Origin of the sequence: Desertivirga arenae, assembly GCF_017355785.1 — a bacterium.
In the GTDB taxonomy this organism is placed as follows: domain Bacteria; phylum Bacteroidota; class Bacteroidia; order Sphingobacteriales; family Sphingobacteriaceae; genus Desertivirga; species Desertivirga arenae.
Map to the genome: position 1 here is coordinate 173,301 of NZ_JAFEWE010000004.1, position 26,363 is coordinate 199,663.

Below are 26,363 nucleotides of genomic sequence, written 5' to 3' on the forward strand. Positions count from 1 at the left end.
GTATGGATCAACATGTTTTCGAAATAGGCGCTAGCGTACAAAAACTTTCTACGGCAGCTTTATTGGCCGCTAGCAGCTGTATGCCTAGTAATAATGCATCTAATTCAATTACAACAGCACCGCCTGCTCCACGAATAATAACATATACTGTTCCCATTTATGATGAGCGAGGTCGTAAGAAAACGAATGGTGCAAATGGTATCGGACGGAGTAGTTTTGATAATGAAACCGATATAAATTCAACATTAGTTCAGTCTGTTAATAAAGATCGTTATTCTAGTAATACAAAGAATGAGTTCAATGTAAACGTTGCTGGTGTTAATTTACCCGCTCACTATATGACAAACCTAAAGACTTATTGGGATGATTTGGACTACGGTTTAAACGCTTATGGTCATCGGCTAACTGTTGATTTAGAATTGATCAAGGAGGTTGCTTTATATACTGCTGGTAAAGTAGCTTTACTGCCCGCAGAAAAGTCGATTTTGGAATTTGCACCTGATAGTTCTATAAAATTTACTCTTTCTTTCTCAGAAGGCAGAACTTTGATGATTAACAAGCCCACAGAGCTTGCTGATGATTTTGATGCAAATGAAATTGTGTTTAGTTTATTTATAGACGATGAGCTTGTTTCTGCAAATACAAATGATCTAGATGAGTTTATAGTTGGATTTAAAGAGTATCTAAGCGCATAGAAGTCAGTTTTCGTGGTTAATTATCCTTCTTCTATTATACCTAAACTAAAAAACGTTGCATGTATTGACATGGATAACCTTTTGAATGAAGGGGAATGTTTTATTGTTAGAAGGTTAGATGTTCCTGAATCGGAAGTTTTAAACCGAGAGGGAAATGTAAATGCAATGGTTCTGAAAAAGGAAGATATACCAGATATGTCAATGAATCTTCTCGGTGGGTTGTACAAAAAAGAGCATTTAAAGTACAGAACAGACAAAAAGGCTTCTTCCCCTTGGAATGGTAAAATAAAAGTTGCAATAAAGGATTTCACTAATAATATCAGCCTTTTAAAGGAGTTTTCAGCACTTTTTATTCCAGCTAGTGTATTACATAGGGTTTCTATTCCTTTTGAAGCTGTTGACAAGAAGGAAAATAAGCAAGCTTACAAAGGCTTCCCATTTGAAAAAAAGTATGAGGGTGATAGAATTAAAAAAAACGGTGAATGCTTAGTTAGACACGACCCAACGGTTCTAAATTATTGGCATGTTGTTTTAGATGTAATAAACCCATTTAACGGTGAACCACTTAAAAATGCTAAGAATGCTTTTAACACATTTGCATGTGAATGTATAATAAATAATATTATTAGCAAACGTGCTAAACCTATACTTCCAAAAAATCTAGATAAAATACAAAGTAATAACTACATCAGAAGTTAACTGATCGCATAGACTGTAATAATCCCCTTTCCAGGAATTTTTTAAAAAATTTTTTACCTCCAATTATCTTTCTCAACTTTGTTGTGTTGAATTAACAAGATCGGAGCATTTTCCCCTCAAAAGGAGAATCTAAACTTACCTACCCAAGATGAATCCACATTATAGTGTGAGCTTGGGATTATTCTGTTCCGATGAGAGAGTCTCTCGCTAGCGTTTCAAACGCCAATACTTCACAAACAAAAATTAAGAGTTTCGTTAACAACAATTCATTATCTCCAGAGGAATCTCAGCTATTAGTTCTTCAAGTTGAAGAGCTTTTTGAGTCTCTTTTTACATCTTCCCAGGAGCTTTCTGAAAATCAAAAACTGTATTGTTTAATAAGACAATCTAGAAAAAATAATTCAAATCTTTAAATAAATAATATTTATCAAGATGAAAGGAAAATTAGGAATATATGCGCGTCAATCTAGGCCAAAAGAAACTAATAACTCGATTGAAGATCAAATTGAACAAGGTCAGGGTTTTGCCGAGCAATTGAAAATGGATTTTAATATCTATTGTGATCGAGGGAAGACAGCTGCAACAGATAGCTTGAAGCATCGACCAGAATTTGAACAACTGTTAGAAGATATTAAAGCTGGGATTATTACAGCTGTTTATGTAATGGATTTATCAAGATTAGCGCGCAATGAAAGATTGAACCTAGAATTGAAGGAGGTGTTTGAAAAGTATAAGATCAAAGTTTATACAATAATTGATGGAGTCATTGATTACAATGATTCTAGTTGTGTTATGTTGTATGATTTTAGAAGTATAATTAATATTACAGCTTATAAAGATCAAAAATTTAAGGTCAAATCAGTTCTAAATAAAAGAGCAAGTCAAGGAAAAGCTCACGGTGGCGTTTTCAAACCATACGGTTATAAAGGAGATGAAGATAAAAATCTAGTAATAGACGTTGAAGAAGCAGCTGTTGTTAGTGAAATATACCAACTCTGCTTACAAGGTTTTGGTAGTAGTAAAATTGCAAAAATATTAACAGAGAGGAACATTCCTACAAAATCACAAGTTTTAAATAGGGGAAGGAAACCAGAAGAGTTGATAGGAACATCTGTGTTTCATAATGTAACAAAATGGGCTGCTCCCGTTGTGCTTAAAATCCTTCAGAACTCTATATATAAAGGGGACAGGAATCATAAGGGAAACATTTATTCTGCTCCTGTTATTATTGAACCAGACCTGTGGGAGCAGGCTCAGGTACAGATAAAAAGAAACAGAAATAAGCCGGGATTATCAAGGCACAAGTATTTACTCAAAGATTTATGTTACTGCAAAAGGTGCGGTTCTCCATTCTGTGGTAGAACACGGGTTAGTCGAAAGGATCACGTTTATAAATGCTCATCCCCCAAAAGAAACATTGGGAAGTGTGGCATTAGAGGAATCAACATTGATACCTTAGAAAGCACTGTTTGGTTTTTAATTACAAAAAGTGAGGTATTAATAGCTAAGGCTAAAGATGAAGTTAACAAGTTGAAAAATCCTGAATATTTGAAAGATTTACGAGTTGAGAAGGAAAGAATTGAAAAATCCGTTCTTAAAGAAATAAAACATCAACAATTCATTTTAGATGCGGTAAAAGAGGAACTAATGTCAGATGAAGTTGCAAAAGACCGTCTTGTTAGCTCTAAGGAATGTTTGCAACAGTTAAGGAATAAGCTTAATTCTATAAATCAAAAAATTCAAAGTGATGCAGCCTTAGTTCAAAAGGTAGACGAGGTTAAAGCGTTCGTAAGTATTTGGACCGAGCAGGCATTTTCAAATGAGTTTCAATATCAGTACGAAATAGTAAGAATGTTCATCGAGAAGATTATAATTGATTTTGAGGAAGACAAAGAGATTTTTACACTTGAGGTTCACACAAAGCTTCCCGATTTAACTCAAATTCAGACGGTACATTTGTCTGCGAATGGGATGTTACTTGAAAAACCGGAGGAAGGTAAGAGGCTTCCAAAGCTCAAAAATGTTGTGAAACCTGTTAAAAACAAAGCACATAAGAAATCATTCATGTTAGTTGAAGCAGTACAACCAAATTTTGATCCTAAAATATTTACGAAATCTTTTTCCCCCCATAATTCACACAGTAACATCGGAAATGGTATGGTGTGGACTTCTAAAGGGACGGATAGTTAGTAAGGAAGCTGAGGCTGCAAGTTTACCTGCAACTGAATGGATCTTTGTCGTTTCTAAAGCTTCGTGAAGATTTAAAGGAGGAAGAATGCTGGGAAGTCGCTTCGCCAGCATCGTTTTCCCAGCTCCAGGTGGACCAATAAGAATCACATTATGTCCGCCGGCGGCTGCAATTTCAAGCGCCCGTTTAATATTTTCCTGTCCTTTTACGTCGGCAAAATTTGACTCGTAATTATTGATATTATGGTAGAACTCGTCACGGGTATCGACAATTACTCTTTTTGGAGATTTCTTACCATTAAAAAAATCTATTACTTCCGATAGAGTCTCTACACCGTAAACTTCAAGGTCATTTACTATTGCGGCTTCTCTTGCGTTTACTTTGGGAATGATAATTCCTTTAAACTGTTCTTTCCTTGCCTGAATGGCAATAGGTAAGGCCCCCTTGATTGGGAGGATATTGCCCGATAGTGAAATCTCCCCAAGGATCAGATATTTATCGAGAATAACGCTTTCAATCTGCTGCGATTCTGCAAGGATACCCATGGCGATAGCGAGGTCATAGGATGATCCTTCCTTGCGGATATCAGCTGGAGCAAGGTTAACAACGATCTTTTGTCTCGGCATTCGATATCCCGAATTAGTTATAGCACTCTCTATGCGTAGGAGACTTTCACTAACGGCCTTATCGGGCAGTCCTACGATGTGATATTTTGTTCCACCACTTATGTTCACTTCTATGGTGATGGTAATTGCTTCAATTCCGTAAACGGCACTACCAAAGGTTTTTACTGGCATCTGCAATAAGGGTTTTTCGAAGATAAGCGAAAATTAGGTTCTGCGAAAGAGAACCTTTAATAAAATAAGATGAGAACATGTCTTTTAGAAACAATAAGGGCGATCTCTTTCGAAGACCGCCCTTATTGTTTTGCTTTATTTTGCTGTTTCAACCCTTATACCTACATCGCTAATTTCTCTTAAAGGATTGTCTCGCATATTTTGCTCAAAGCTGAAATTATAGATTCCTGGCTTTGGAAATTTATAGTTTTCCCTGAATTTAACCTGATAGGAATAAAGGTTACCAGATCCACTTCCAAGCCACTCTCCGTCAGGATAAGCGAGCTGAAACTCGCGCCGTTCGGTAATTGGCTTCAGGCTTCCACCTACTTGATGGACCAGAACAAAAATATTGGAGTATCTGTACTCGGCTGTATGGCGAAGATTAAAGTAAATATTGTAAGCTTTACTAGCGTCCTCGATCTTTACAGGGAAATTGACCTTGTTGTCATATCCCCAATTCCTCGCACTTATTTCCTGACTTGTATCTATAACCGCATTGTCTGTACAGGCCGTCAATGTTGACAGTAGTATAATGACAACTAGTTTTTGAATAGCAAGAACAGCTTTATTCATTTGCTTTTGGCTTGTTGTTGTTATTGTTCTTAGGCCTTCTGTGATGCCTGTTATTTTGCTTTTTGTTTTGAGCTTCACCGCTATTACTCTGACCTTCGCCTCCACCTGTAGCTTGCTGCTGTCCATTATTCTGTGGACGTTGTTGCTGATTTTGTCCTTCAGGTCTGTTATTATTCCTGTTTTTATTCTGTTGGTGTTGCTGGTTGTTGTTCTGCTGTTTTGGAGGTTGTACTACCCTGGCAGCAGCATTAGAAGGTTGAACTTTTGTTTCTTTACCAACAGGTTCAGCTACTTTAACAGCCTCGCCTGGTTTTTTGTGTTTGTTGTTCTTCTTCTTTTTCTTTTTCGGTCTCTCATCAAGCCGGGTAATACTATCCTGACCAACTACGTTCTCGTAATCCAGGATCTTGGTAGCTGGTGCTGGTTCAAGTTCAACAGCCTCCTCTTTCAAATCTTCAGGTTTGATACCCTCCTTGTTCATCTGCTGAATTTCTTTCACCCTGTCAATCTCTAATGGGAACCAGGTTTCTTCATTAGGATAACTGAACCACATCAACTTTTTAAAGATATCCGTCTTTTGCAATCGAGCCGTTCCCACTTGTGTTTCCAATCTGTCTACATCATCAGGAATATCTTTTAAAGCATCCATATAAGTGTCCAGCTCGTAGTTTAAACAACATTTCAACTTACCGCATTGACCAGCAAGCTTGAGTGTGTTTAAAGAAAGATTTTGATAACGTGCAGCAGAAGTTGATACCGTTTTAAAATCCGTCAACCAGGTAGAACAACAAAGCTCCCTTCCGCAAGAGCCTAATCCTCCTAATCGACTGGCTTCCTGTCTCATTCCAATCTGGCGCATCTCAATGCGGATTCGGAACGTTTCAGCCATCTTTTTAATCAATTCGCGGAAATCTACACGCCCTTCAGCAGTGTAATAGAAGGTGGCTTTAGTTTTATCTCCCTGATAATCTACGTCGCTTAACTTCATAGAAAGCCCCAGGTTCAAAGCAAGGGTACGTGCTTTATGCATCGTTTCCCATTCTAAATCTTTAGCAGCCTTCCATTTATCTACATCTGCAGGTGATGCACGACGAATGATCTTTTTAACTACGTCTTCTTCTTTAAGATGCTTCTTTTTGATCTGCATCCTAACCAGTTCACCAGTGATAGAAACGTGACCTATGTCATAGCCACCAGTTGGAGTTTCAACTACTACTAGCTCACCCAGTTCCAGGTATAAGTTTTCATGGTTAATGTAAAAGTCCTTTCTGGAACCTTTAAATTTGACTTCAATGATGTTGAATGGTCTATAATTTGCCGGCATATCCATATCTGATAGCCAGTCGTAAACATCTAATTTGCTGCAGCCATTAGTAAGGCAAGAACCGTTACTTTTGCAGCCGGCAGGTGCACAACCTCCCGTCGAGCATGATCCACATCCCATTTAATTTAGTATATATTGAGTCCCCGAAGGGAGCGTATTAAACTTTAAAATTTTGATAAACTGCAAAGATACATCTAAAAATAAGATTTTACCGTTTGCATTTCTTTCTATATGGTAATGAGCTTTTTCAAGCTCATTTATAATTGCTTCAGCTTTTGCTGAATTCAGCACTTTGCTAAAGTTAACAACGAATTCTTTTTCATTTCCTGGGAGATGGACTAAATGCTCTGCTCCTGCAAGAACCATTAAAACCTCCCTCATTATTTTCATGCCATAGCGTAAAAAGTTCTTCTGATTTTCTCTGCCAATCTTAGCAATATTATCAGAAAATTCTATAGCCAGAAGACCTCTGTTTGTGAAGCACAAGCGTAACCAATCAGAGAACATTCCAAAATTATTATTGCTTTCTTCTTTGCTTAAATTAACTGCGGCCTGAATATTTCCTTCACTTAAATAAGAGATCCTAAGCGCTTGTTCTTCATCTAAATGATGTTTACGTACCAGGTAATCTGCTACATCCTCATCCTTCAAACGTTGAACTTTAACAAGTTGCGTTCTGGAAAGGATTGTATTTAGTATCTGATCCTGATTTTGAGCAACGAGCAGAAATAACGTTTTCTGAGGCGGTTCCTCTATGATCTTCAGGAGGGTATTGCCTTCCTTGTCAAGATATTCCGGGAGCCACATGATCAAAACCTTATAATCTGATTCGAATGCTTTCAAGCTCAGTTTTCGAATAATCTGATGACATTCGGCGATATTTATGTTTGCTTGTTTGTTATCTGCGTCCAGCTGATTTCTCCATTCATCCAAACTAAGATAAGGGTTAGCCAGAAATGTTCCTCTCCATTCTTCAATAAAGCTTAAAGCAGTATCCTCCTTATGCTTTGCGAAAAATGGATAAGAGAAATGTAAGTCGGGATGAATCAGTTTAGAATACTTTCTACAAGAGCCACACTCGCCACAACTATCCCTTTCAGAACGGTTCTCGCAGCAAATATATTGTGCATAGGCCAAAGCAAGTGCCAGACTTCCAGAGCCTTCCGGTCCAAGAAATAATTGCGCGTGGCTGATCCTGTTCTCAAGAACCCCACGTATCAATTGCTCCTTTAAAGCTTGCTGTCCAACAATTTCACTAAACCGCATGAGGTGCAAAATAGTAAATAGATTTGGAATTGAGATATGAGATGTCAGATATGAGATTAAGTTTGAAATATGGGTATTAAAAGAATACTAAAGATTTTAGTTATAAGTTCTGTTTGTTACTTTTGAGGGTAATTTCAGTTCCTATTTCCTCAGATATGCGTGTAATGGCTTTTGATTATGGTACTAAAAGGGTTGGTATCGCGGTCACCGATCCTCTGCAGATTATTGCTACCGGTTTAACAACCATCCATCCAAAGGATATTATTGAGTTTTTGAAGAGGTATTTTTTGACGGAACAGGTGGAAAGATTTGTTGTGGGTGAACCCAAACAAATGGATGGCACAGCATCTCAATCAGCTCCTCATGTCAAAGGTTTCATGACGATCCTAAAAAAGAATTTTCCTGCTATTCCAATTGAAACACTCGACGAGAGATTTACTTCTAAGATGGCCTCTGCCGTTATAGCTCAGAGTGGCTTAAAAAAGCAGGATCGCCAAAAAAAGGAGCTGATAGATACAGTGTCTGCTACGATTATATTGCAGTCGTATTTAGAAAAAAAGAACTTTTAACCTCAATAATATGCCCTCATCCGCCAGGGAAATACTGAAGAAGTATTTTGGATATGACAATTTTCGTCCTCAGCAAGAGGATATCGTAAAGAAGATAGTATCTGGAAACGATGTATTAGTGCTGATGCCCACGGGTGGAGGGAAATCCATATGTTATCAGGTTCCCGCCCTGATACGAGAGGGGGTATGCATTGTCATATCGCCGCTCATTTCATTAATGAAAGATCAGGTAGATAGTTTGCGCGCTAATGGTATTGCCGCTGCTTTTCTTAATAGTTCCCAAAGTTTTCAGGAGCAGCAGGCTATTTTGGAATCTTGCTATAAAAAGGAAATTGCTCTCCTATATGTTTCACCGGAGAAGTTAATTGCTGAACTATCAATGATCACACAAATGGCTCGTCCTTCAATGTTTGCTATTGACGAGGCACATTGTATCTCTGCCTGGGGGCATGACTTCAGGCCCGAATATACTCAGCTGGGTTTATTAAGAGATAAGTTTAGCAATATTCCTTTCGTTGCTTTAACTGCAACAGCCGATAAGGTTACACGAAAAGACATCATTAAACAACTTAATCTTCGAAACCCGGAAGTTTTCATTTCATCTTTCGATAGGAAGAATCTGAGTCTTGACGTACGGGTTGGAGTAAAAACAAAACAGAAGCTTCAGGAAATAGCAGAATTTATTGAAAGGAGAAAGGATAGTAGCGGAATTATCTACTGTCTTAGCAGAAATAATTGTCAGGATGTAGCTGAGGCCTTGAAGAACTATGGTATTAACGCTGCATATTATCATGCTGGCATGCCAGCGGAGGATCGTTCAAAAGTTCAGGAGGATTTCATCAATGATGAAGTTCAGGTAGTATGCGCTACAGTTGCATTTGGGATGGGTATTGATAAGTCTAATGTCCGGTGGGTTATCCATTATAATCTCCCAAAGAATATGGAAGGTTATTATCAGGAGATAGGAAGGGCCGGCCGGGACGGTTTGCCTTCAGAAACTATCCTTTATTATAATTACGCTGACCTATTAATGTTAAATAAGTTTGCGGCAGAGAGCGGTCAGTCTGAGATTAATTTGGAGAAGTTAAACCGAATGCAGCATTATGCTGAAGCAGACATTTGTCGCAGGAAGATTTTGCTGAATTACTTTTCAGAGAGTCTGGATCAGAATTGTGGTAATTGTGATGTCTGTAAAAATCCCCGTAAGCATTTCGATGGAACAGTATTGGTTCAAAAGGCTTTATCAGCCCTCGCAAGGATGGGGGAGAAAGAGGGAGCGTCAATGCTAATAGATGTATTAAGAGGCTCCAGAAAGGCTGAAGTTATAGAGGCAGGATACGATAAATTGAGAACTCATGGAGTCGGCTCTGAAATAGGGGCAATTGACTGGCAACGATATATCATGCAAATGCTTAATCTGGGTATTATTGAGATGGCTTATGATGAAGATTTTGCTTTAAAAATTACGGCTAATGGCAGGGATATTCTTTTTGGGAAATCAAAAGCAGAGTTAACGGTACTTCAACCGCTGGTTAAGAAAGAAAAACCGAAGCCAGCATCCAATTCAGATAACTATAATCAGGAAGAGGAGTTGTTTAATCGTTTGCGTCAGCTGAGAAGGCAATTCTCAGTTGAGGAAGATGTTCCCGCTTACGTAATCTTTAGCGATGCAACCTTGCAGCAAATGGCGAAAGAAAGACCTTTATCTCCATCAGAAATGCTGGAGATTTCAGGTGTAGGGGAGTTCAAGTTTGAGAAGTACGGTCACGCTTTCCTCGACACGATTTCTGGGTTTATGGGTATTAATGGAAGTTTAAAACAGAAAGGAGATACTTACCTGGAAACCCTTACTCTTTTGAAGCAAGGTCTTACTATAGCGCAGGTTGCCGAGAAGCGAAAGCTTCATGAGACCACTGTTTATTCTCATATCGCAAATCTTTATGTCAATAATAAAATCAAAAGTATCGACTCACTTGTGAGTTTGGAAGAGGTGGAAACAGTACGTGAAGCATCGCGCATTCTTAACGAAAAAACTGCTCTTAAGCCATTGTATGAGTACTTAAATGAGGAAGTTCCCTACCACAAAATTCGTCTTGCCCTGGCTGTTATGGAAAAGGAGCAATTAGTCAAATAGTTGATAATCTTTACATTATTTTCAAAAAGTTGGCGGCAAAATTAAAATTTCTATATTTGCAGCCATGGAACTGCTTACTGAGGGACTGCAGACCTACCTTGAGCAACACTGCGAACAAGAGTCAGAATTGCTCAGGTATATAAACCGTGAGACGCATTTGAAGGTGCCAATGCCCCGAATGCTTTCAGGGCATTACCAGGGTCGTGTCCTTTCTTTTCTGAGCAAATTGGCCTCTCCCCAAAGAATTCTAGAAATCGGAACTTTTACTGGCTATGCTACTTTATGTCTTGCTGAAGGGCTGATTGGTAATGGAAAGATTTTCACAATTGATGTTAACGCAGAGCTTGAGGAAAGAGTGAGAGGCTTCTTTCAAAAATCCCCATTTAGCGATAAGATAGAATATATCATTGGGAATGCCGTTGAAGTAATTCCTGATTTGAATGAGCTATTTGATATCGTTTTTATCGACGCAGATAAAAAAAATAATCAAACCTATTATGATCTAGTATTTGAAAAAGTAAGGAGCGGTGGACTTATTATCGTAGATAATGTGCTTTGGAGTGGAAAGATCACTCAAGGTGCTAATGATAAGGATACTGAAAATATACGCCGTTTTAATGAAACTGTAACTAAGGATTCTCGTACAGAAAAGTTAATACTACCTGTACGGGATGGAGTATTCATAATCCGTAAACTGTAAACTATGCCAAAAAATTTATTATTAATCGGCCTGTTAGTTACTTTCTTGACAGGTACAGCATTAGGACAGACAGCTGCTGACAGGTATGTGGAATCTTACAAAGAAGCAGCAATACAAACAATGAATCAGCATGGAGTACCAGCGAGTATTATACTTGGAATCGCTATTCATGAGTCGGCCAGCGGAACAAGTAAAATCGCTAAATACCTGAACAATCACTTTGGCTTAAAGGGTAAAGGCGGCCCTAAACCAATTGCTTCTTCATATAAAGGTTATGAAAACGTTGAGCAATGCTATGAAGACTTCGTTACCTTTCTTAAGAAACGCTTCAATACCCTGTTTATACATTGTCCTGGAGGCGATTATAAAAAGTGGGCTATGGGCATTCAAAGAGGAGGATATGCAGCTAGCCATACATGGGCTTCCCAGGTTGTGGGGATAATTAAAAAGTATAAGTTGTATGAGTACGATAATCCTATCCCTGAAAGTATAAGGCCTCTTGAGAATGCTGCTGCAGGTTTAGCTATGAATTCAGAAGAAACTTCTAATGAGAAGCTTACGTATCAGGTAAGACATGGGGATACGTTGGGCGCGATAGCTAAGAAGTTTAACACTACCGTAAAGGAAATCCTTGAAAAAAATAGTTTAAAAACATCTAGCCTGAGTATAGGTCAGGTTTTACAGTTGTAATACTTAATGAAAAGATTAATTCTGTTATTATGTGCAGGACTATCGGTTTCTTGCACTACTACCCGAATTGTAGCAAAGACACCACCTGCAAGCAAGAAGGAGCCACAAAAGACAGTGGTTTTCAAAGAGAATAAGTTAGAAAAGAGAACTTCAGCTGACGATTATATTCTTCGTTTTAGCGATATTGCTATTGAGGAGATGACGAGAAACGGAATCCCGGCCAGTATTACACTTGCGCAAGGCCTCCTTGAGTCGGGTAATGGAAATGGTCTTTTGGCTTTACAGGCAAATAATCATTTTGGAATTAAATGCAATACTGATTGGGCGGGCCCAACCATGCTGAAAGACGATGATGCTCCAGACGAATGCTTTAGAGTTTATAACTCTCCAGAAGAGTCTTATAGAGATCATTCTGAATTTTTAAAGAGGAAGCGTTATGCTCCACTTTTCGAGCTGGAAAGGAATGATTATAAGGGCTGGGCTTATGGCCTGAAAAAAGCTGGTTACGCAACGAATCCGCGCTACGCAGAGTTGCTTATAGGAATCATTGAACGTTATGGCCTGGATCAGTACGATAAAGAAGAGAGAAGTTTAATTGCACAGGTAAAGCGAGAGGAAAAAGTATTAAAGGAGATATCCTCCGAAGCATCTCAACCACAACAAGTTGAAAAGGCGCCTGTAGCAATGAAAGTTTATGAAGTAAAGGCGGGAGATACTATTTTTTCTATCAGTAAGAGGTTTAGCCTTTCTGTAGATGACATTAAGATATTAAACTCTATTCAGGGATCAGAAATCAAACCAGGTCAGTTACTTCTTGTTTCCAAGTAGGTTAATGAATGTTAAATTGCATTTTAGTAAATGCATTTGCATTAATTTTACGGTAACTTGAAAAGAACAACACTATTTTTTTTCCTGATTTTTCTTGCTGTTGAGTTGTTTGCCCAGGGCGGACAAGTGCAGGGGGTGGTTTTTGATAAGGATAGCAAGCAGCGGCTGTCAAGGGTTTATATTTACAACCTTAGAACTCACAAGGGTTTTTATAATAATGGTAAAGGTGAGTTTTACACTAACGCTGTAGCTAATGGTGATACTTTAATAGCTGCACTACAAGGCTATATGGTAGATACTGTGAGGGTTCAATCTAGCACTGCAATTTTTCACCTTAAGCGTCTTAGTATCCTGTTAAAAGATGTAGTTATCAGGGATACAATCAAAGGTCCAGGAGAAAGATATAAGGACAATCAAGAAGCTTATAAAGATATTTACAGGAAAGGTAACCCGGGAGACTTATTAAGGATTGGCGGAGTTAACGGTGTGGGCGTTGGCTTAAGCGTAGATGCTTTATGGAGCCTGTTAAGCAGGGAAGGAAAGAACGCGCGGTATCTGCAAAAGATACTTGAACGCGATTATCATGAGATGATCATTGACTACCGCTTTACTAAAAGGCTCGTTTTTTCAGTAACAGGTCTGGACGAAAAGGAATTGCAGGATTTTATGGAACAGTACCGGCCATCCTACTACTTTGTTCTTGATGCTAACGACTATAGCCTTATTGCTTATATCAAGGAAGCCTACTCGCGCTATAAACAGAATCCTGGAGCTAACCGTCTTCCTCCTCTAAAGTCAGGTACCAACCCATGAGGTTTCCCGTAATCCATATTCCTTTTTTACCGGCTGCAGGAATGGCTGTTTTTCCTTTTATATTTATTAAGCTAAAGCACTATAAGAAGGATCAGCTGTTATTGAGACATGAGAAGATTCATCTGATACAACAGTTGGAGCTTCTAATACTACCATTCTATCTGTTATATTTCTTCCATTATCTACTCAATCTTATTATATACAAGCAGCACAATAAAGCATATCGAAATATAGTTTTTGAGAAGGAAGCATATCAGAGAGAAGGGGAGGTTGAATACTTGAAGAAGAGGAAGCTCTGGTCCTGGATAAATTACTTTAATTACTGCCAGGTGTAAAAATGGCATAAATTTCTTTTCTTTGTACCGATGCTGCGATTGCTGAAATTCTTAATGCTAATGATGATTGTCTCTGTGTCTTTTGCACAGAAGAAAACCGATTCCATTGATATTTCAAGTCTTAAGCTATATCCTAAGAAAAACCCGCTTACAGCCCGTAGACCAGTTTTACAGCTACAAGCTGTGCAAATTCCCGAAGCTGATCTTAAATTAAAGGTGAATTACTGGAGAAACTGGGTTTCGTTTGGTATAAACGTTAACCAGGCTGCATTCAGCGATAATTGGAGTGGAGGAGGCGTTAATTCTGTAGCCGTCGGTACTTTATTCAATTATAAGACTGACTATACACGCGATTATAAGAACTACGTCTCAGAGCTGATTTTGCAATATGGAAAGTTGAAGAACCGGGACCAAATGCAGCGTAAAACTAATGACCGGATTTTTTGGGATAATAAAGTGGGTTTGAAGCTTTCCTCAAACTGGAATTTCTTTGGCTCTCTGAATTTTGAATCTCAATTCGATCAAGGTTACAATTATAGTAAAGGTAAAAATGGCGAGGAAGTTAAGGTGTTAATTTCTAAATTCATGTCGCCGGGATACTTAACAGAGTCTCTCGGTTTTGAGTATAAGCCAGGGAAGTCTTTTTCTTTACGTATCGGTACAGGGACAGCCAGGCAAACCTTCGTTTTCGATACGACACTCTATCGTAATAATTCTAAGAATTTTGGGGTCCCTATCGGCAGGCGAATGAGAAACGAGCTTGCCTTTCAGCTGGTAACTAACTTCGAGAAGGATATTTTTGAGAATATTAACCTTAAGGCCCGGTATAATATGTTTGCAAATTATCATCGGCTTAGCAATATGGATAGTAGATTGGACGCTACGCTCTCTGCACGAGTAAATCGGCTGGTTAATGTAACAGTAACTGGAATTGCAATTTACGACGATGACCAGAGCGACAAGATTCAGTCGAGCCAAACCTTGGCTTTAGGTCTTATTTATAAATTTCCTCGTTAATAAAACTCAGCGCAGAACTTTACGTTCTGTTTCTATTTGGTTGTAAAACAGAGTGTGCAGGCTAAAATGATTTGTATTTGCTAATTATGCAAAAGCAAAAATTACGTAAGTTTGCACCTCTTTAAAGCATAAGTAATATGTTTGAAAATTTACAGGATAAACTCGACAGAGCCTTTAAGGTTCTGAAGGGACAAGGTTCTATTACAGAAATTAACGTGGCTGAAACCATGAAAGAGATTAGAAAAGCTCTTTTGGATGCCGACGTAAACTATAAAACAGCAAAAGCTTTTACTGATGAAGTAAAGCAGAAAGCACTTGGAGAAAACGTATTGACTTCAATTTCTCCGGGACAGTTGTTAACTAAGATCATGAACGATGAGTTAACCGCCTTAATGGGTGGCTCTGTTTCAGAAATTAGTTTCCCCTCCAATCCAACTGTTATTCTTATTGCCGGATTGAATGGTGCTGGTAAAACTACTTTTTCAGGAAAATTAGCAAATTTCTTAAAAACCAAAAAAGGTAAGAAAGTCCTTTTAGTAGCAGGAGACGTTTATCGTCCTGCAGCAATCGACCAATTGCAGGTTCTCGGCCAGCAAATAGATGTACCTGTATATGCCAACCTGGGTTCTAAAGATCCGATTGGTATAGCAGAGGAAGGTATTGCTGAAGCAAAGCGCATTGGAGCAACTGTAGTTATCCTCGATACTGCTGGTCGGTTAGCGATCGACGAAGAAATGATGAATGAGATAGCTGCGGTAAAAGCTCGCACCAATCCTCATGAAATCCTTTTCGTGGTTGATGCGATGACCGGACAGGATGCAGTGAATACAGCTAAAGCATTTAATGACAGACTTGACTTTTCTGGGGTTGTTCTAACAAAGCTGGATGGTGATACCAGGGGTGGTGCTGCTCTTTCCATAAAATCTGTAGTTAACAAACCTATCAAATTCATTGGTACAGGTGAGAAGATGGAAGCTCTGGATGTTTTCTATCCGGATCGTATGGCTTCCAGGATCCTGGGTATGGGTGACGTGGTTTCCCTGGTTGAACGTGCTCAGCAGCAATTTGACGAGAAGCAGGCAGCAGAACTTCAGAAGAAGATCCGCAAGAATAAATTTGACTTCAATGACTTCCTTGGCCAGATCCAGCAGATCAAGAAAATGGGTAACATGAAGGATTTGATGGGTATGATTCCAGGTGTAGGAAAAGCGATAAAAGACGTTGATATAGATGACAATGCTTTCAAGCCTATTGAAGCTATTATTCAGTCTATGACTCCTTTCGAACGCGAAAATCCTGATTCTATTAATCCAAGTCGTCGTAACCGTATCGCTAAAGGAGCGGGGAGAGATTTGCAGGAGGTAAACAAGCTGATCAAACAGTTTGAGGATATGAGGAAGGTAATGAAACAATTCAGTAATCCTGCCCAAATGGCTAAGATGATGAAAGGCATGCCTAAAATGCCGATGGGAAAAAGATAAAGATCTAAGCCGGAGTTCAACAACTCCGGCTTTTTTGTTGTTTAATCATCTTTAAAATTTATCCCTTAAACTGAGTGTCGGTTTTAAAAATACCTCTCAGGAAAATACCTCTCAGGAAGAAGTGCTATACATAAAGTAGAGTTTGAAGTAAAATTCCTCAGTTTCTTGGATTGTCGACGGCTCTCCTTCCTAAATTCTCTCTTTTAAAATAAACTGGTTAGCGTTTCTAATCGCATTCCACGGGACCCCTTTATAAGAATAGTTGCGCCCTTTATTGGACTTTCTTTAAGGTATTCAAATGCTTCTTGCGTAGTATCAAAGAACTTCCCATTAAAGCTATCTTTACTTTTTGAGAATTCCTTCCCAATAAAAATAGAAGAAGTAGTTTTAATTGATGATGCTTTTTGTAATACGGTTAAATGTTCCGCTGCTGATTCGTCTCCGAGCTCAAACATGTCTCCAAGTACAATTACCTTGTTATCTACTTGCAAACTCCCAAAGTTTTCAAGAGCAACAGCCATGCTGCTTGGATTTGCATTATAATAGTCGCAAATTAGGGTGTTGTTATCTGTTTTTGTTACCTGAGAACGGTTGTTACCTGGAACATAAGATGTAATACCCTCATTTATTTCAGCTGCAACTAGATTGAAGTGTAGGCCTACAGTTATAGCGGCTAGGATATTTTCAAGATTATAGGCTCCCGTTAGGTTAGTGTCTACCGAGTAAAACTGCTCCGCTTTTTTCCACTTCACCCTTAAATAGGGGTTATTGTCGGTAATTTCTCCGCTAACGTCAGTACCTGGAGCATTTCCATAGAAGATAATATTCTCAAGCTCTCTGGCTTCAGACATCGCCAGTAAATACGAGTTCGCCTTATTAATAAATATAGTTCCTCCGCTTCCCTTCAGAAAATCATAAAGTTCCCCTTTTCCTTTTTTTACACCTTCAAAGCCGCCAAACCCCTCTAAATGGGCTTTTCCAACATTTGTAATTAACCCGTGAGTAGGTTGAGCAATGGATGACAGAAAACCGATCTCCTTCTGATGATTAGCACCCATTTCTATTATTGCTAATTCCACATTATTATCAATAGACAAAAGGGTAAGTGGAACACCAATATGATTGTTAAGGTTACCCTGGGTGGCGTATGTTTTGTACTTTTTCGAAAGCACGGAATTTAAAAGCTCTTTTGTTGTCGTTTTGCCATTGGTTCCCGTTATTCCAATAAAAGGTATGTTAAGCTGTTTTCTATGGTATGTTGCCAGCTCTTGTAAGGAGATTAAAACATCCTCAACTAATATGCACTTTCCATTTACAACAAAATCAGGATTGTCAATAACAGCATAATCTGCCCCCTCATTTATTGCCTTTTCGGCAAAAGCATTACCATCAAAATTGTCACCTTTTAAGGCAAAGAATAGACATCCTTTTACAATTTTTCTTGTATCGGTACATATAGTAGGCGACTGCAGGTAAATGCTATAAAGTTCTTCTGTTGTCATGGCTTTCCAATTGTTGCAATAATACGTCTAAATCTATTTTAAATAAAGAATGTTCTTCCTAAAAGCTGCCAATAATGGTAGATTAGTGATATGAATAAATTTCCCTTATACCTGTTTTTTATTCTGATCTCCAATATTCTGCCTGCACAAATAAAATCTCCTTCTGAGTTCCTGGGTTACGGACTAGGAGAAAGGTTCACTCCTTACTATCGTGTACTTGGGTACTATAATTATATCGCTTCGGTTTCTCCAAATGTAAAGCTTAGGAATTACGGTAAAACTTATGAAGGACGGGATCTTATATTAGCAGCAATTGGTACTGAAGAAAATCTTAGTAGACTGGAAAGTATAAGAAAAAATAATCTTCGGCTAAGTGGGATAATATCAGGAGAGGGAAGTACAAAGCAGCCAGTCATTGTCTGGCTAAGTTATAACGTTCATGGAAATGAGGCCGTGTCAACAGAGGCGTCAATGAAGACTCTTTACTATCTTGTTAATCCCGCTAATTCTAATGTTGGGCCTTGGTTAAAGAACACAATTATCCTTATTGATCCTTGTATTAACCCTGATGGGAGGGAACGTTATGTCAACTTTTATAATTCAGTCAGGAATGTTATCCCTGACCCACTGCCTTTTACACGCGAGCACCTTGAACCTTGGCCAGGGGGGAGAACAAATCATTATTATTTCGATTTGAATCGCGATTGGGCCTGGCAATCTCAGATAGAAACAAAACAGAGGATTGAAGTATTTAATAGTTGGCTGCCGCAGATTCATGTAGACTTTCATGAACAGAGCTATAACGAACCCTATTATTTTGCCCCTGCCGCAGAACCTTTCCATCAGGACATCACTCCCTGGCAACGAGAATTTCAAACGCTGATAGGAAGAAATAATGCAAAGTATTTTGATGATAAAGGCTGGCTATACTTTACTAAAGAGCGATTTGATCTGCTTTATCCTTCTTATGGGGATACTTATCCAACATATAATGGCTCGATCGGAATGACGTATGAGCAGGGGGGATCTGGAAGAGCTGGTATCTCCGTACTGAACAGGCAGGGAGATACACTTACTCTCTCTGATAGGATTGACCATCATTTCACAACCGGCTTATCAACAATTGAGGTAGCCTCTGCTAATGCTGCCAAAGTGGTAACAGAATTTCATAATTACTTTCTTAATAGCAAGTCAAGGCCACCTGGCAGCTACAAAACTTATATAATTAAAGGTGATAATACTGAAAAGTTAAGAAGTCTAAGTCAGTTGCTAGAGCGAAATGGAATCGAGTTTGGTTATGGAGTACAGACCCAGGCTCGTGGCTATAATTATATAAGCGGAAAGAAGGAAACTTTTGCTGTAAATCCAGCTGATTTAATAATTAATGCCTATCAGCCAAAATCAGTATTGTTGAAGATATTATTTGAACCAAAAACATTTGTTTCTGATTCTGTAACCTACGACATAACCGCATGGTCCCTCCCCTATGCCTATGGAATACAAACGTATGCACTTACAGAAAGCATTAAACCTTTGACTAAGGCAAGAAGAGAGGAGAATTTGGCCGGTCAGGAGCCGAGGGCTCCCATTGCCTATGCTGTTAACTGGAATTCGGTTAATGATATCAAGTTTTTGGCAGAGTTACTAAGGAATAACGTTAAGGTACGTTACTCAGAAGTTCCGTTTACAACAGGGGGAGTTAACTTTAATTCAGGTTCATTGATCATCTTAAGAACAGGAAATGAAGTGCTGCGCGGAGGTTTCGACAATTTAATTTCGGCAATGGCTACGAAGTACGCTTTGAATCTCCAGGCCATACATTCAGGTTTCGCTGAAAAAGGTCCTGATTTAGGTTCAGGCAGGATCCGATTAGTTAGAAAACCCCGTATAGCCCTGATTGGAGGTGAAGAGACTTCGGCTCAGGCATTTGGTGAATTATGGCATTATTTTGAACAGGAGATAGGTTATCCTATATCTGTCTTAGATGCTAATGATCTTTCCGGGTTAAGTCTTTTCGAATTCAACGTAATCATTGTACCTGATGGAAATTATGCAAAGGCTTTGCCTGCTGATAAATTATTGAATTGGACTAATGCGGGAGGTAAACTTATAGTAATGGAAGATGCCATTATGCAACTGGTAGGTAAGAAGGGCTTCAATATTACCCTGAAAGAAGATGAAAGAAAGGAAGGACCAACTGAAATTATTCCTTACGCTGATCGGGAACGGGTTTCGGTGAGAACGAATATTCCCGGGGCTATTTTCAAGCTTCATCTCGACAATACTCACCCACTTGCTTTCGGCTACCCCGATTATTATTTTACTTTGAAGCGAAACGACAAATTGTACAACTATTTAGGTGGAGGCTGGAACGTAGGTTTGTTAACAAAAAATAGCTATGTTACAGGTTTTGTTGGTAACACCACTAAAAAGAAACTAGTTGAAGGCTTATTATTTGGTGTTCAGGAAACCGGGGATGGTTCAGTTGTATACCTTGCAGATGATATTTTATTTCGCGGGTTTTGGGAGAATGGCAAGTTGATGTTTGGAAATGCAGTTTTCCTTGTTCCCTAAGCTTCTAAAAGTTTTCCCGCAGCTTAAGCCAGTAAGAATGGTCGATTTTTAAACAAAAAATCAATATAGAAAAGCCGGATCTGTTCTTATCCGGCTTTTCTATAGCTACTTCTTTTCTGGCATTAGTATAAACTTTATAAAGTTACTACCACTCAGATATTTATTTGCTGTCGCTTTCAAGGTTTCCGGACTAATCTTTTTGAGATCATTTAAGTAGTTGAGCACCTGCTTAACGTCATCTTTATTCTGATACTGTCCACTCAGGTATGCTAACCAGAATCCATTATCTTTCAATTGCACTTCAGTACTCCTTCTCTCTTCGGCAAGGAATTTTTCAATGTCGTCCTTTTCAGGACCTTTTTGTTTAACCTTATTTATTTCGTCAATTGTAGCTGCTACAAGTTTTTCAACATTTGCTGGTGCACAGCCGAAAACAAATGTAAAAGCAAACCGATTGCGAGGGTATTTATTATAAGAAACGAAGGCGCCAGGGCTATATACTCCGCTCTCTTCTTCTCTTAAACGTTCAGTTAATTTTATTTGGAGTACTTCAGCAAGGGCATCAAGTTGATTATTCGTTTCTTCACTGTATACATAGTCCCCATTCATTATCAGCCTTACGTTTGCCTTATCTTCCTGCCCTTTTAAAACTAATTTATTAAGCTTCCCGGCTGGAGGATAGATGCCCAGGTCTTTAGCCTCTTCTTTACGTTGCTTAGATGGCAAAGCTCCAAGATATTGTTCCAATAGAGGTTTTATTTCCTCTACTTTAAAGCTTCCCACGAAAGTGAAAGTGAAATCACCTGCATCGGCAAACCTTTCTTTATAAATATCAAATGCCCGGTCAAGGTTTATTTGAGCTAATTTTGCTGCAGAAGGACCTGTTCTCCGTGGATTATATCTTCCTAATACAGCAGATATGGTGTCTGAAAAAACACTACCGGGATCATTGCTCCGATTGGCAATTGCTCCTCTCTGTTGTGAGATGAATGCCTGGAATATTTCTGTGTCTTTTCTGGGTTCAGTAAAGAACAGGTAGGTAAGCTGCAATGCCGTCTCCAGGTCTTTTGGTGCAGCAAAGCCATTTAGGCCTTCTGTTCTTTCTGCAATGTAAGGATTCACGGATACTCTTTTTCCTGTCAGCATCTTTGGTAATTGAATAGAATTAAACTCTCCTATTCCACTTCTCGTGATTATTGAAGAAGCATTGGCTGCCGATTGAAAGTCTTTGTCAGCATATAAAGAGGTTCCTCCCGGGCTGAAGGCGGTGAATTGTATTTCGTCATTTTTGAAATCAGTAGGTTTCAAAACAACTTTAACTCCATTACTTAATGTAAGCTCAGTAACTCCAAGATCTTCTATTTTCTTTTCTGCACTTATCTTTCCTGCTTCTGGTTTGTTGGCTAGCAAAGGCTTATTTAAAACCTGGTCTATATAAGCAGCTATATCTGATTTTTGAACTTCCTGAATCCATGAGTTTACTCTAGCTTCATCTGGCAAATTCGCAGCCTCTTTCTCAGGAGCCATAATAATTACGTCTCGGTTGGTCTCCGTTAAGTATTTTTTTGCAAGGTCGTTTACCTCATTCAATGCTATTCCTGGAACATTCGCTTGCGCAAGATTATACTCATAAGCAATACCAGGGCTTGCTTCTCCCTCAAGGAACAATCTTACATATTCCTGTACATAACTTTGAGAATTAGTTTTATCCCTCTCTTTGAATGAGGCTTCCATTGAAGTAAGATAAGATTGCTTAGCCCTATCGAGCTCAGTTTGCGTAAATCCAAATCTCTTCACTCTTTCTGTTTCTGCAAATACAGCTTTGAACCCTTTCTCAAGCTCTCCCGGACCAGGCTTGGAAACTACCACTGAAGATGCTACATCCAGATCTGCCAGAAATCCTCCTATGCTGCTACCTCCTTGCAAGAAAGGGGGATTAGCTTGTTTCATCAATTCAGCAAACCGTCCACCAAGCATTTGGTTATAGAGTGAACGGATAATACTGTTTCTGTAGTCAGTTTTTGTTTTTAACTGCATTTCAGGATGTTTTACATAAACCTGGGCCACTGTGTACGGAAACTCAGGATCGGTAACTGCAATGAATTGATTTTTATTTTGAAGGGGGATATTATACTCTTTTCTCGGTTTAATATTAGCCGGAGTTTTTAGATCAGAGAACTTGTCTATAATGATCTTCTCCACTTTTTTTACATCAATGTCTCCCACTACAACCAGAGCTTCAAGATCTGGTCTGTACCATGTTTGATAGAAGTCCAGAATAGCTTCACGCTTGAATGTCTTTAGAACTTCCTCCGTTCCGATGGGCAGTCTGTTCGCGTATCTTGAATTATTTAATAAAAGAGGCAGGTATTTATTTTGCATCCGCTCTGATGCTCCTTTGCCTAGTCGCTTTTCCTCGAGTATTACACCCCGTTCCTTTTCAATTTCCGCAGGGTCAAAGGTGGCATCCTGGGCCCAATCCCGCATTATTTGAATGCTATTTTTAAATAACGTGGAATCATCAGTCGGAACAGGGAGTTGATATACCGTTTCATCAAAACTAGTATAAGCATTTAAGTCAGCGCCAAATCGAATGCCCGACTTCTGAAGATAATTTACCAGAGCGTTTTTAGGATAGTTTTTTGTTCCGTTAAAGCTCATGTGTTCAGTGAAATGTGCAAGACCGCGTTGATCATCATTTTCGAGTACAGAACCTGCCTTAAGTGCAAGGTATAGTTGAGCACGGTCCTTCGGTTCGGTATTTCTTCGTATATAGTAAGTGAATCCGTTTGGAAGCTTCCCCTTTAATACGGCAGTATCCAGTGGTATTGTGTCGTTAATTATAGAGGATACAATTCGTTGATCAGTTGGTGTTCCACTTGGTTTTTTAGCCGTGCAGCTGCCAATTAGTAATGCAGCGCTTACTGAAACAGGAATAATAAGCTTTCTTAATGGAGGTGTTATCATAGCTATTGATATCGAATATGCATTAATTCAAAGTGTTACAGTTTTCTTAACCTTTTACAAAGATAAAAGTCAGAGCAGAACAAAGGGAAAATGTAGTCCGGATAATGAAGGAGCTCCTGGGAAGTATCTTTGTGCTAGTCTGATAGCTTAATATCATTTATTTGCGAAATATATTAAAGCTACAATTACTTTGCTTAAAACTATGTTCTTTTGCTAATCTACATGTTGTTATTTTCATTATGAATAGATTTTTGAATAGACTGATTGAGTCGTCAAAGGCTGAAAGCAGATTGGTAATAGGATTAATGTCAGGAACCTCCCTTGATGGACTTGATATAGCGCTTTGCCGGTTAGAGGGCTCTGGGCTATTTTCTAAGGTTAAAGTACTTCAGGAACGCACATCTTGCTATTCGGATGATTTCAAAGAAGACATAAGATCAGTTTTTTCAAAACGGGAGGTGGATCTCGAAAAAGTAGCGCTGTTGAATGCAAAAATAGGAAAGGTTCACGCCGGTCTTTTAATTGAAGCGTTAGAGGATTGGGGAGTAGAACCATCGGAAATAGATTTTATTGCGAGCCATGGTCAGACTATTTACCATGCACCTAAAAGCTTACATGGGTTAGAAAATTATCCCAACGCTACACTCCAAATAGGGGATGGAGATCACATAGCCATTAGAACGGGTATTATAACTTTAAGTGACTTCAGGCAAAAGCATGTAGCAGCAGGGGGAGAGGGCGCTCCTCTTGCCCTTTATGGAGATTATATACTGTTTTCATCAAGACTGGAAAATCGCGTGTTGTTGAATATTGGGGGTATATCAAATTTCACTTATCTGCCAATTGATAGTTCGAAGATAATTTGTAGTGATGTAGGTCCAGGAAATACGTTAATAGATTTGTTAGCAAGAAGATATTTTAATATCCCATTTGACGAGGGAGGACAAATTGCAGCGAGGGGAAAAGTTTGTGAGTCACTCTTGGATGAATTGATGGCTCATGCATTTTTTAGTGAGCCTTTTCCCAAAAGCACCGGGCCTGAATTATTTAGTATTAATTTTCTTGAATCTACTGTTCGAAATACCGGAAACACACATTTAGGTGGTGAGGACCTTATTGCCACTGTTACTGAATTTACCGCGCAGGCTATTGCTAAAGGACTCAATCTCATACTAAAAAACACAGAGTCAGCTCTGTATGTTAGTGGCGGAGGTTCACATAATAGTTGTCTTTTAGAAAGCTTATCAATTCTATTGCCTAAGGTAAGGATTGATAAGTTAGAATCTTTGGGAATAAGTTCAGATGCGAAGGAGGCTGTACTCTTTGCTGTTCTGGCAAATGAGACTGTTTGTGGGTCGGCAGTTGAGACGGGGGGAGGACCGGTTGTAATGATGGGGAAAATCAGCTTGCCGGAATAAGTTAATTTTAAGAAATACACGAGTTACTTAATCAGACAGGGATTTGTAATTCGTGTATTTCCTGCCCTTAATCTTATTAAATGAAGAAACTAATAACGAAGTAGGTAAGCGCCGCCAGGGTTGCTGAAACAGGTATTGTTAGTATCCATGCCCAGATAAGGTTAATTGTTACCCCCCATCTTACAGCCGATACCCGCTTCGTTAATCCTACCCCTATAATTGAACCTGTAATAGTATGGGTAGTTGAAACTGGTATACCAAAGTGTTCTGTGATGCCAAGAGTTACCGCTCCCGCGGCTTCTGCTCCAACACCTTCGAGTGCCGTTACTTTTGTAATTCTTGAACCCATAGTTTTTACAATTCTCCAGCCTCCGCTCATTGTACCAAGAGCAATTGCTGCGTAACATACAACAGGTATCCATTCCGGCATAGAGGATCCATTGGAAATAACATTAGAAGCCACCATAGCCACATAGATAATACCCATTACTTTCTGAGCGTCATTTCCTCCATGCGTGAAACTTAGTGCTGCTGATGAAAGCAATTGAAGTCTTTTGAACCACTTCTCTGCAGTGGCAGGTTTAGCATGCCTGCATATATTGATAATAACAAGCGTTATGATCACTGAAATTATCATCCCTATTATCGGAGCGAGTACAATAAAGGAAATAGTAGTAAGAATCTTACTTACGTTAATTGCCTGAAGGGCGGCATCTCCCATAGTTAGTGCCTTGGCCATACCAGCACCAGCAAAACCGCCGATAAGGGTATGTGATGAGCTGGACGGGATTCCGTAATACCACGTAAGCAGGTTCCAGGCAATAGCCGCCAGTAGACCAGCAAAGATTACGTGGAGCGTAATGTATTGTTCTAACACTGTTTTAGCAATGGTGTTAGCTACTTTATGGTCATTAAAATAAAAATAAGCAGCGAAATTAAATATTGCAGCCCATAGCACCGCTTGAAACGGTGAGAGTACTTTTGTTGAAACGATAGTTGCTATTGAGTTTGCAGCATCGTGGAACCCGTTAATATAATCGAACGCCACAGCCATAATAATAACAACTACTAAGAGGGTAGTTACCATTAATTTTGTTTTAAGCGTTCTTTACAAGGATAGACTCCATAACATTAGCAGCATCTTCACACTTATCCGTTGCCGTCTCTAATGCAGAAAGGATCTCTTTGTATTTGATAAGCGCTACTGCATCTTTTTCATACTCGAACAACTCACCAACTGCAGTGTCAAAAACATAATCAGCCTGATTTTCCATGCTGTTAATCCTAACGCAGGAATCAGTAATTACCCGGATATTTTTTAGGTTCTTCAACTCAACAACTGCCTTATCTACGTCCTGGCAACCTTGTAAAACAAGTTCTGCAAGTTTTTTAATTGGAGGGGTCATTACTTTTACTTTATACAATTGGATACGACTGGCGGATCCATGAATAAAGTCAGCTATATCATCAATGGCTGAAGCCAATGCATGAATATCTTCGCGGTCAAAGGGAGTAATAAAGTTTTTGCTCAGCTCCAGAAATATTTGGTGCGTAATTTCATCGCCCCTGTGTTCCAGGTCTTCGATTACCTTCCCGATTTCCTGTCTGCGGTCTTCATCCGTAGCGTTAACAAATTCAATTAAAGCCTCCCCAATCCTTATCAGGTTACCGCTTGCTTGCTCAAATAGAGGGAAAAATTTACGATCCTTCGGAACGAAGTACTGGAATATGCCGTTTAAGCCCATAGTGTT

The 26,363-nt window shown here is 39.0% G+C and carries 20 protein-coding genes and 1 pseudogene; 13 read left to right on the forward strand and 8 right to left on the reverse strand.

The features are described 5' to 3' along the window. Positions 1-2 precede the first annotated feature (2 nt). The 3 genes from J4N24_RS10430 to J4N24_RS10440 all read left to right on the forward strand — a co-directional run bounded on the left by J4N24_RS10430 (position 3) and on the right by J4N24_RS10440 (position 3,584). Positions 3-695: a hypothetical protein gene (locus J4N24_RS10430; protein WP_207533627.1), complete on the forward strand. Its 693-nt coding sequence runs from the start codon at positions 3-5 to the stop codon at positions 693-695. A 69-nt stretch (positions 696-764) separates the two neighbouring features. Continuing rightward, the gene (locus J4N24_RS10435; protein ID WP_207533628.1) at positions 765-1,394 is read left to right on the forward strand and encodes a hypothetical protein; all 630 of its coding nucleotides are present in this window, start codon (positions 765-767) and stop codon (positions 1,392-1,394) included. 432 nt (positions 1,395-1,826) lie between these two features. Continuing rightward, a complete protein-coding gene (locus J4N24_RS10440; protein WP_207533629.1) occupies positions 1,827-3,584 on the forward strand; it encodes a recombinase family protein in 1,758 nt (585 codons plus the stop codon). Here J4N24_RS10440 and J4N24_RS10445 read toward each other — a convergent pair. The 4 genes and pseudogenes from J4N24_RS10445 to J4N24_RS10460 form a co-directional block, all read right to left on the reverse strand. After that, positions 3,531-4,379 (reverse strand): annotated as a pseudogene (locus J4N24_RS10445) (YifB family Mg chelatase-like AAA ATPase); the annotation flags it as partial. The gene J4N24_RS10440 and the pseudogene J4N24_RS10445 overlap by 54 nt on opposite strands. A gap of 135 nt (positions 4,380-4,514) precedes the next feature. Next, positions 4,515-4,994: a gliding motility lipoprotein GldH gene (locus tag J4N24_RS10450; RefSeq protein WP_207533631.1), complete on the reverse strand. Its 480-nt coding sequence runs from the start codon at positions 4,992-4,994 to the stop codon at positions 4,515-4,517. After that, on the reverse strand, positions 4,987-6,438 hold the full coding sequence (locus tag J4N24_RS10455; protein WP_207533632.1) for a PSP1 domain-containing protein: 1,452 nt from the start codon (positions 6,436-6,438) through the stop codon (positions 4,987-4,989). Before J4N24_RS10455 ends, J4N24_RS10450 begins: the two co-directional genes overlap by 8 nt. Beyond that, on the reverse strand, positions 6,439-7,584 hold the full coding sequence (locus J4N24_RS10460) for a DNA polymerase III subunit (protein WP_207533633.1): 1,146 nt from the start codon (positions 7,582-7,584) through the stop codon (positions 6,439-6,441). 155 nt (positions 7,585-7,739) lie between these two features. Between J4N24_RS10460 and ruvX the strand changes: the two genes are divergently transcribed. From ruvX to ffh, 8 genes are all read left to right on the forward strand, one after another. Beyond that, positions 7,740-8,153 carry a Holliday junction resolvase RuvX gene (gene ruvX, locus J4N24_RS10465; protein WP_207533923.1) on the forward strand — a complete coding sequence of 138 codons (414 nt, stop codon included), beginning with the start codon at positions 7,740-7,742 and terminating at the stop codon, positions 8,151-8,153. Between the two features lie 10 nt (positions 8,154-8,163). Then, the gene (recQ, locus tag J4N24_RS10470; RefSeq protein ID WP_207533634.1) at positions 8,164-10,287 is read left to right on the forward strand and encodes a DNA helicase RecQ; all 2,124 of its coding nucleotides are present in this window, start codon (positions 8,164-8,166) and stop codon (positions 10,285-10,287) included. Between the two features lie 64 nt (positions 10,288-10,351). Then, positions 10,352-10,987: an O-methyltransferase gene (locus tag J4N24_RS10475; RefSeq protein WP_207533635.1), complete on the forward strand. Its 636-nt coding sequence runs from the start codon at positions 10,352-10,354 to the stop codon at positions 10,985-10,987. A 3-nt stretch (positions 10,988-10,990) separates the two neighbouring features. Next, entirely contained in the window at positions 10,991-11,677 is a 687-nt protein-coding gene (locus J4N24_RS10480; protein ID WP_207533636.1) for a glucosaminidase domain and LysM peptidoglycan-binding domain-containing protein, read from the forward strand. A 6-nt stretch (positions 11,678-11,683) separates the two neighbouring features. After that, positions 11,684-12,505: a glucosaminidase domain-containing protein gene (locus J4N24_RS10485; protein WP_207533637.1), complete on the forward strand. Its 822-nt coding sequence runs from the start codon at positions 11,684-11,686 to the stop codon at positions 12,503-12,505. A 57-nt stretch (positions 12,506-12,562) separates the two neighbouring features. Continuing rightward, positions 12,563-13,318, forward strand: coding sequence for a peptidase associated/transthyretin-like domain-containing protein (locus J4N24_RS10490; RefSeq protein WP_207533638.1), 756 nt, complete (start codon positions 12,563-12,565; stop codon positions 13,316-13,318). Between the two features lie 395 nt (positions 13,319-13,713). After that, complete coding sequence (locus J4N24_RS10495) at positions 13,714-14,670, forward strand: DUF3078 domain-containing protein (RefSeq protein ID WP_242691587.1); 957 nt, start codon at positions 13,714-13,716, stop codon at positions 14,668-14,670. A gap of 137 nt (positions 14,671-14,807) precedes the next feature. Continuing rightward, complete coding sequence (gene ffh / locus J4N24_RS10500; protein ID WP_207533640.1) at positions 14,808-16,151, forward strand: signal recognition particle protein; 1,344 nt, start codon at positions 14,808-14,810, stop codon at positions 16,149-16,151. Between the two features lie 203 nt (positions 16,152-16,354). Here the strand turns inward: ffh and J4N24_RS10505 are convergent, their stop codons facing one another. Next, complete coding sequence (locus J4N24_RS10505) at positions 16,355-17,653, reverse strand: UDP-N-acetylmuramoyl-tripeptide--D-alanyl-D-alanine ligase (protein ID WP_207533641.1); 1,299 nt, start codon at positions 17,651-17,653, stop codon at positions 16,355-16,357. Positions 17,654-17,743: 90 nt separating this feature from the next. Between J4N24_RS10505 and J4N24_RS10510 the strand changes: the two genes are divergently transcribed. Beyond that, the gene (locus J4N24_RS10510; protein ID WP_207533642.1) at positions 17,744-20,227 is read left to right on the forward strand and encodes a M14 metallopeptidase family protein; all 2,484 of its coding nucleotides are present in this window, start codon (positions 17,744-17,746) and stop codon (positions 20,225-20,227) included. A gap of 105 nt (positions 20,228-20,332) precedes the next feature. On the opposite strand, the gene J4N24_RS10515 is transcribed toward J4N24_RS10510, so the two are convergent. Further along, complete coding sequence (locus J4N24_RS10515; RefSeq protein ID WP_207533643.1) at positions 20,333-23,194, reverse strand: M16 family metallopeptidase; 2,862 nt, start codon at positions 23,192-23,194, stop codon at positions 20,333-20,335. 239 nt (positions 23,195-23,433) lie between these two features. Between J4N24_RS10515 and J4N24_RS10520 the strand changes: the two genes are divergently transcribed. After that, complete coding sequence (locus J4N24_RS10520) at positions 23,434-24,612, forward strand: anhydro-N-acetylmuramic acid kinase (protein ID WP_207533644.1); 1,179 nt, start codon at positions 23,434-23,436, stop codon at positions 24,610-24,612. Between the two features lie 76 nt (positions 24,613-24,688). Here J4N24_RS10520 and J4N24_RS10525 read toward each other — a convergent pair whose 3' ends face one another. Both J4N24_RS10525 and J4N24_RS10530 read right to left on the reverse strand, forming a co-directional pair. Beyond that, entirely contained in the window at positions 24,689-25,699 is a 1,011-nt protein-coding gene (locus tag J4N24_RS10525; RefSeq protein ID WP_207533645.1) for an inorganic phosphate transporter, read from the reverse strand. 10 nt (positions 25,700-25,709) lie between these two features. Then, positions 25,710-26,357, reverse strand: a complete 648-nt coding sequence (locus J4N24_RS10530; RefSeq protein ID WP_207533646.1) for a DUF47 domain-containing protein — start codon at positions 26,355-26,357, stop codon at positions 25,710-25,712. Positions 26,358-26,363: the final 6 nt, after the last annotated feature.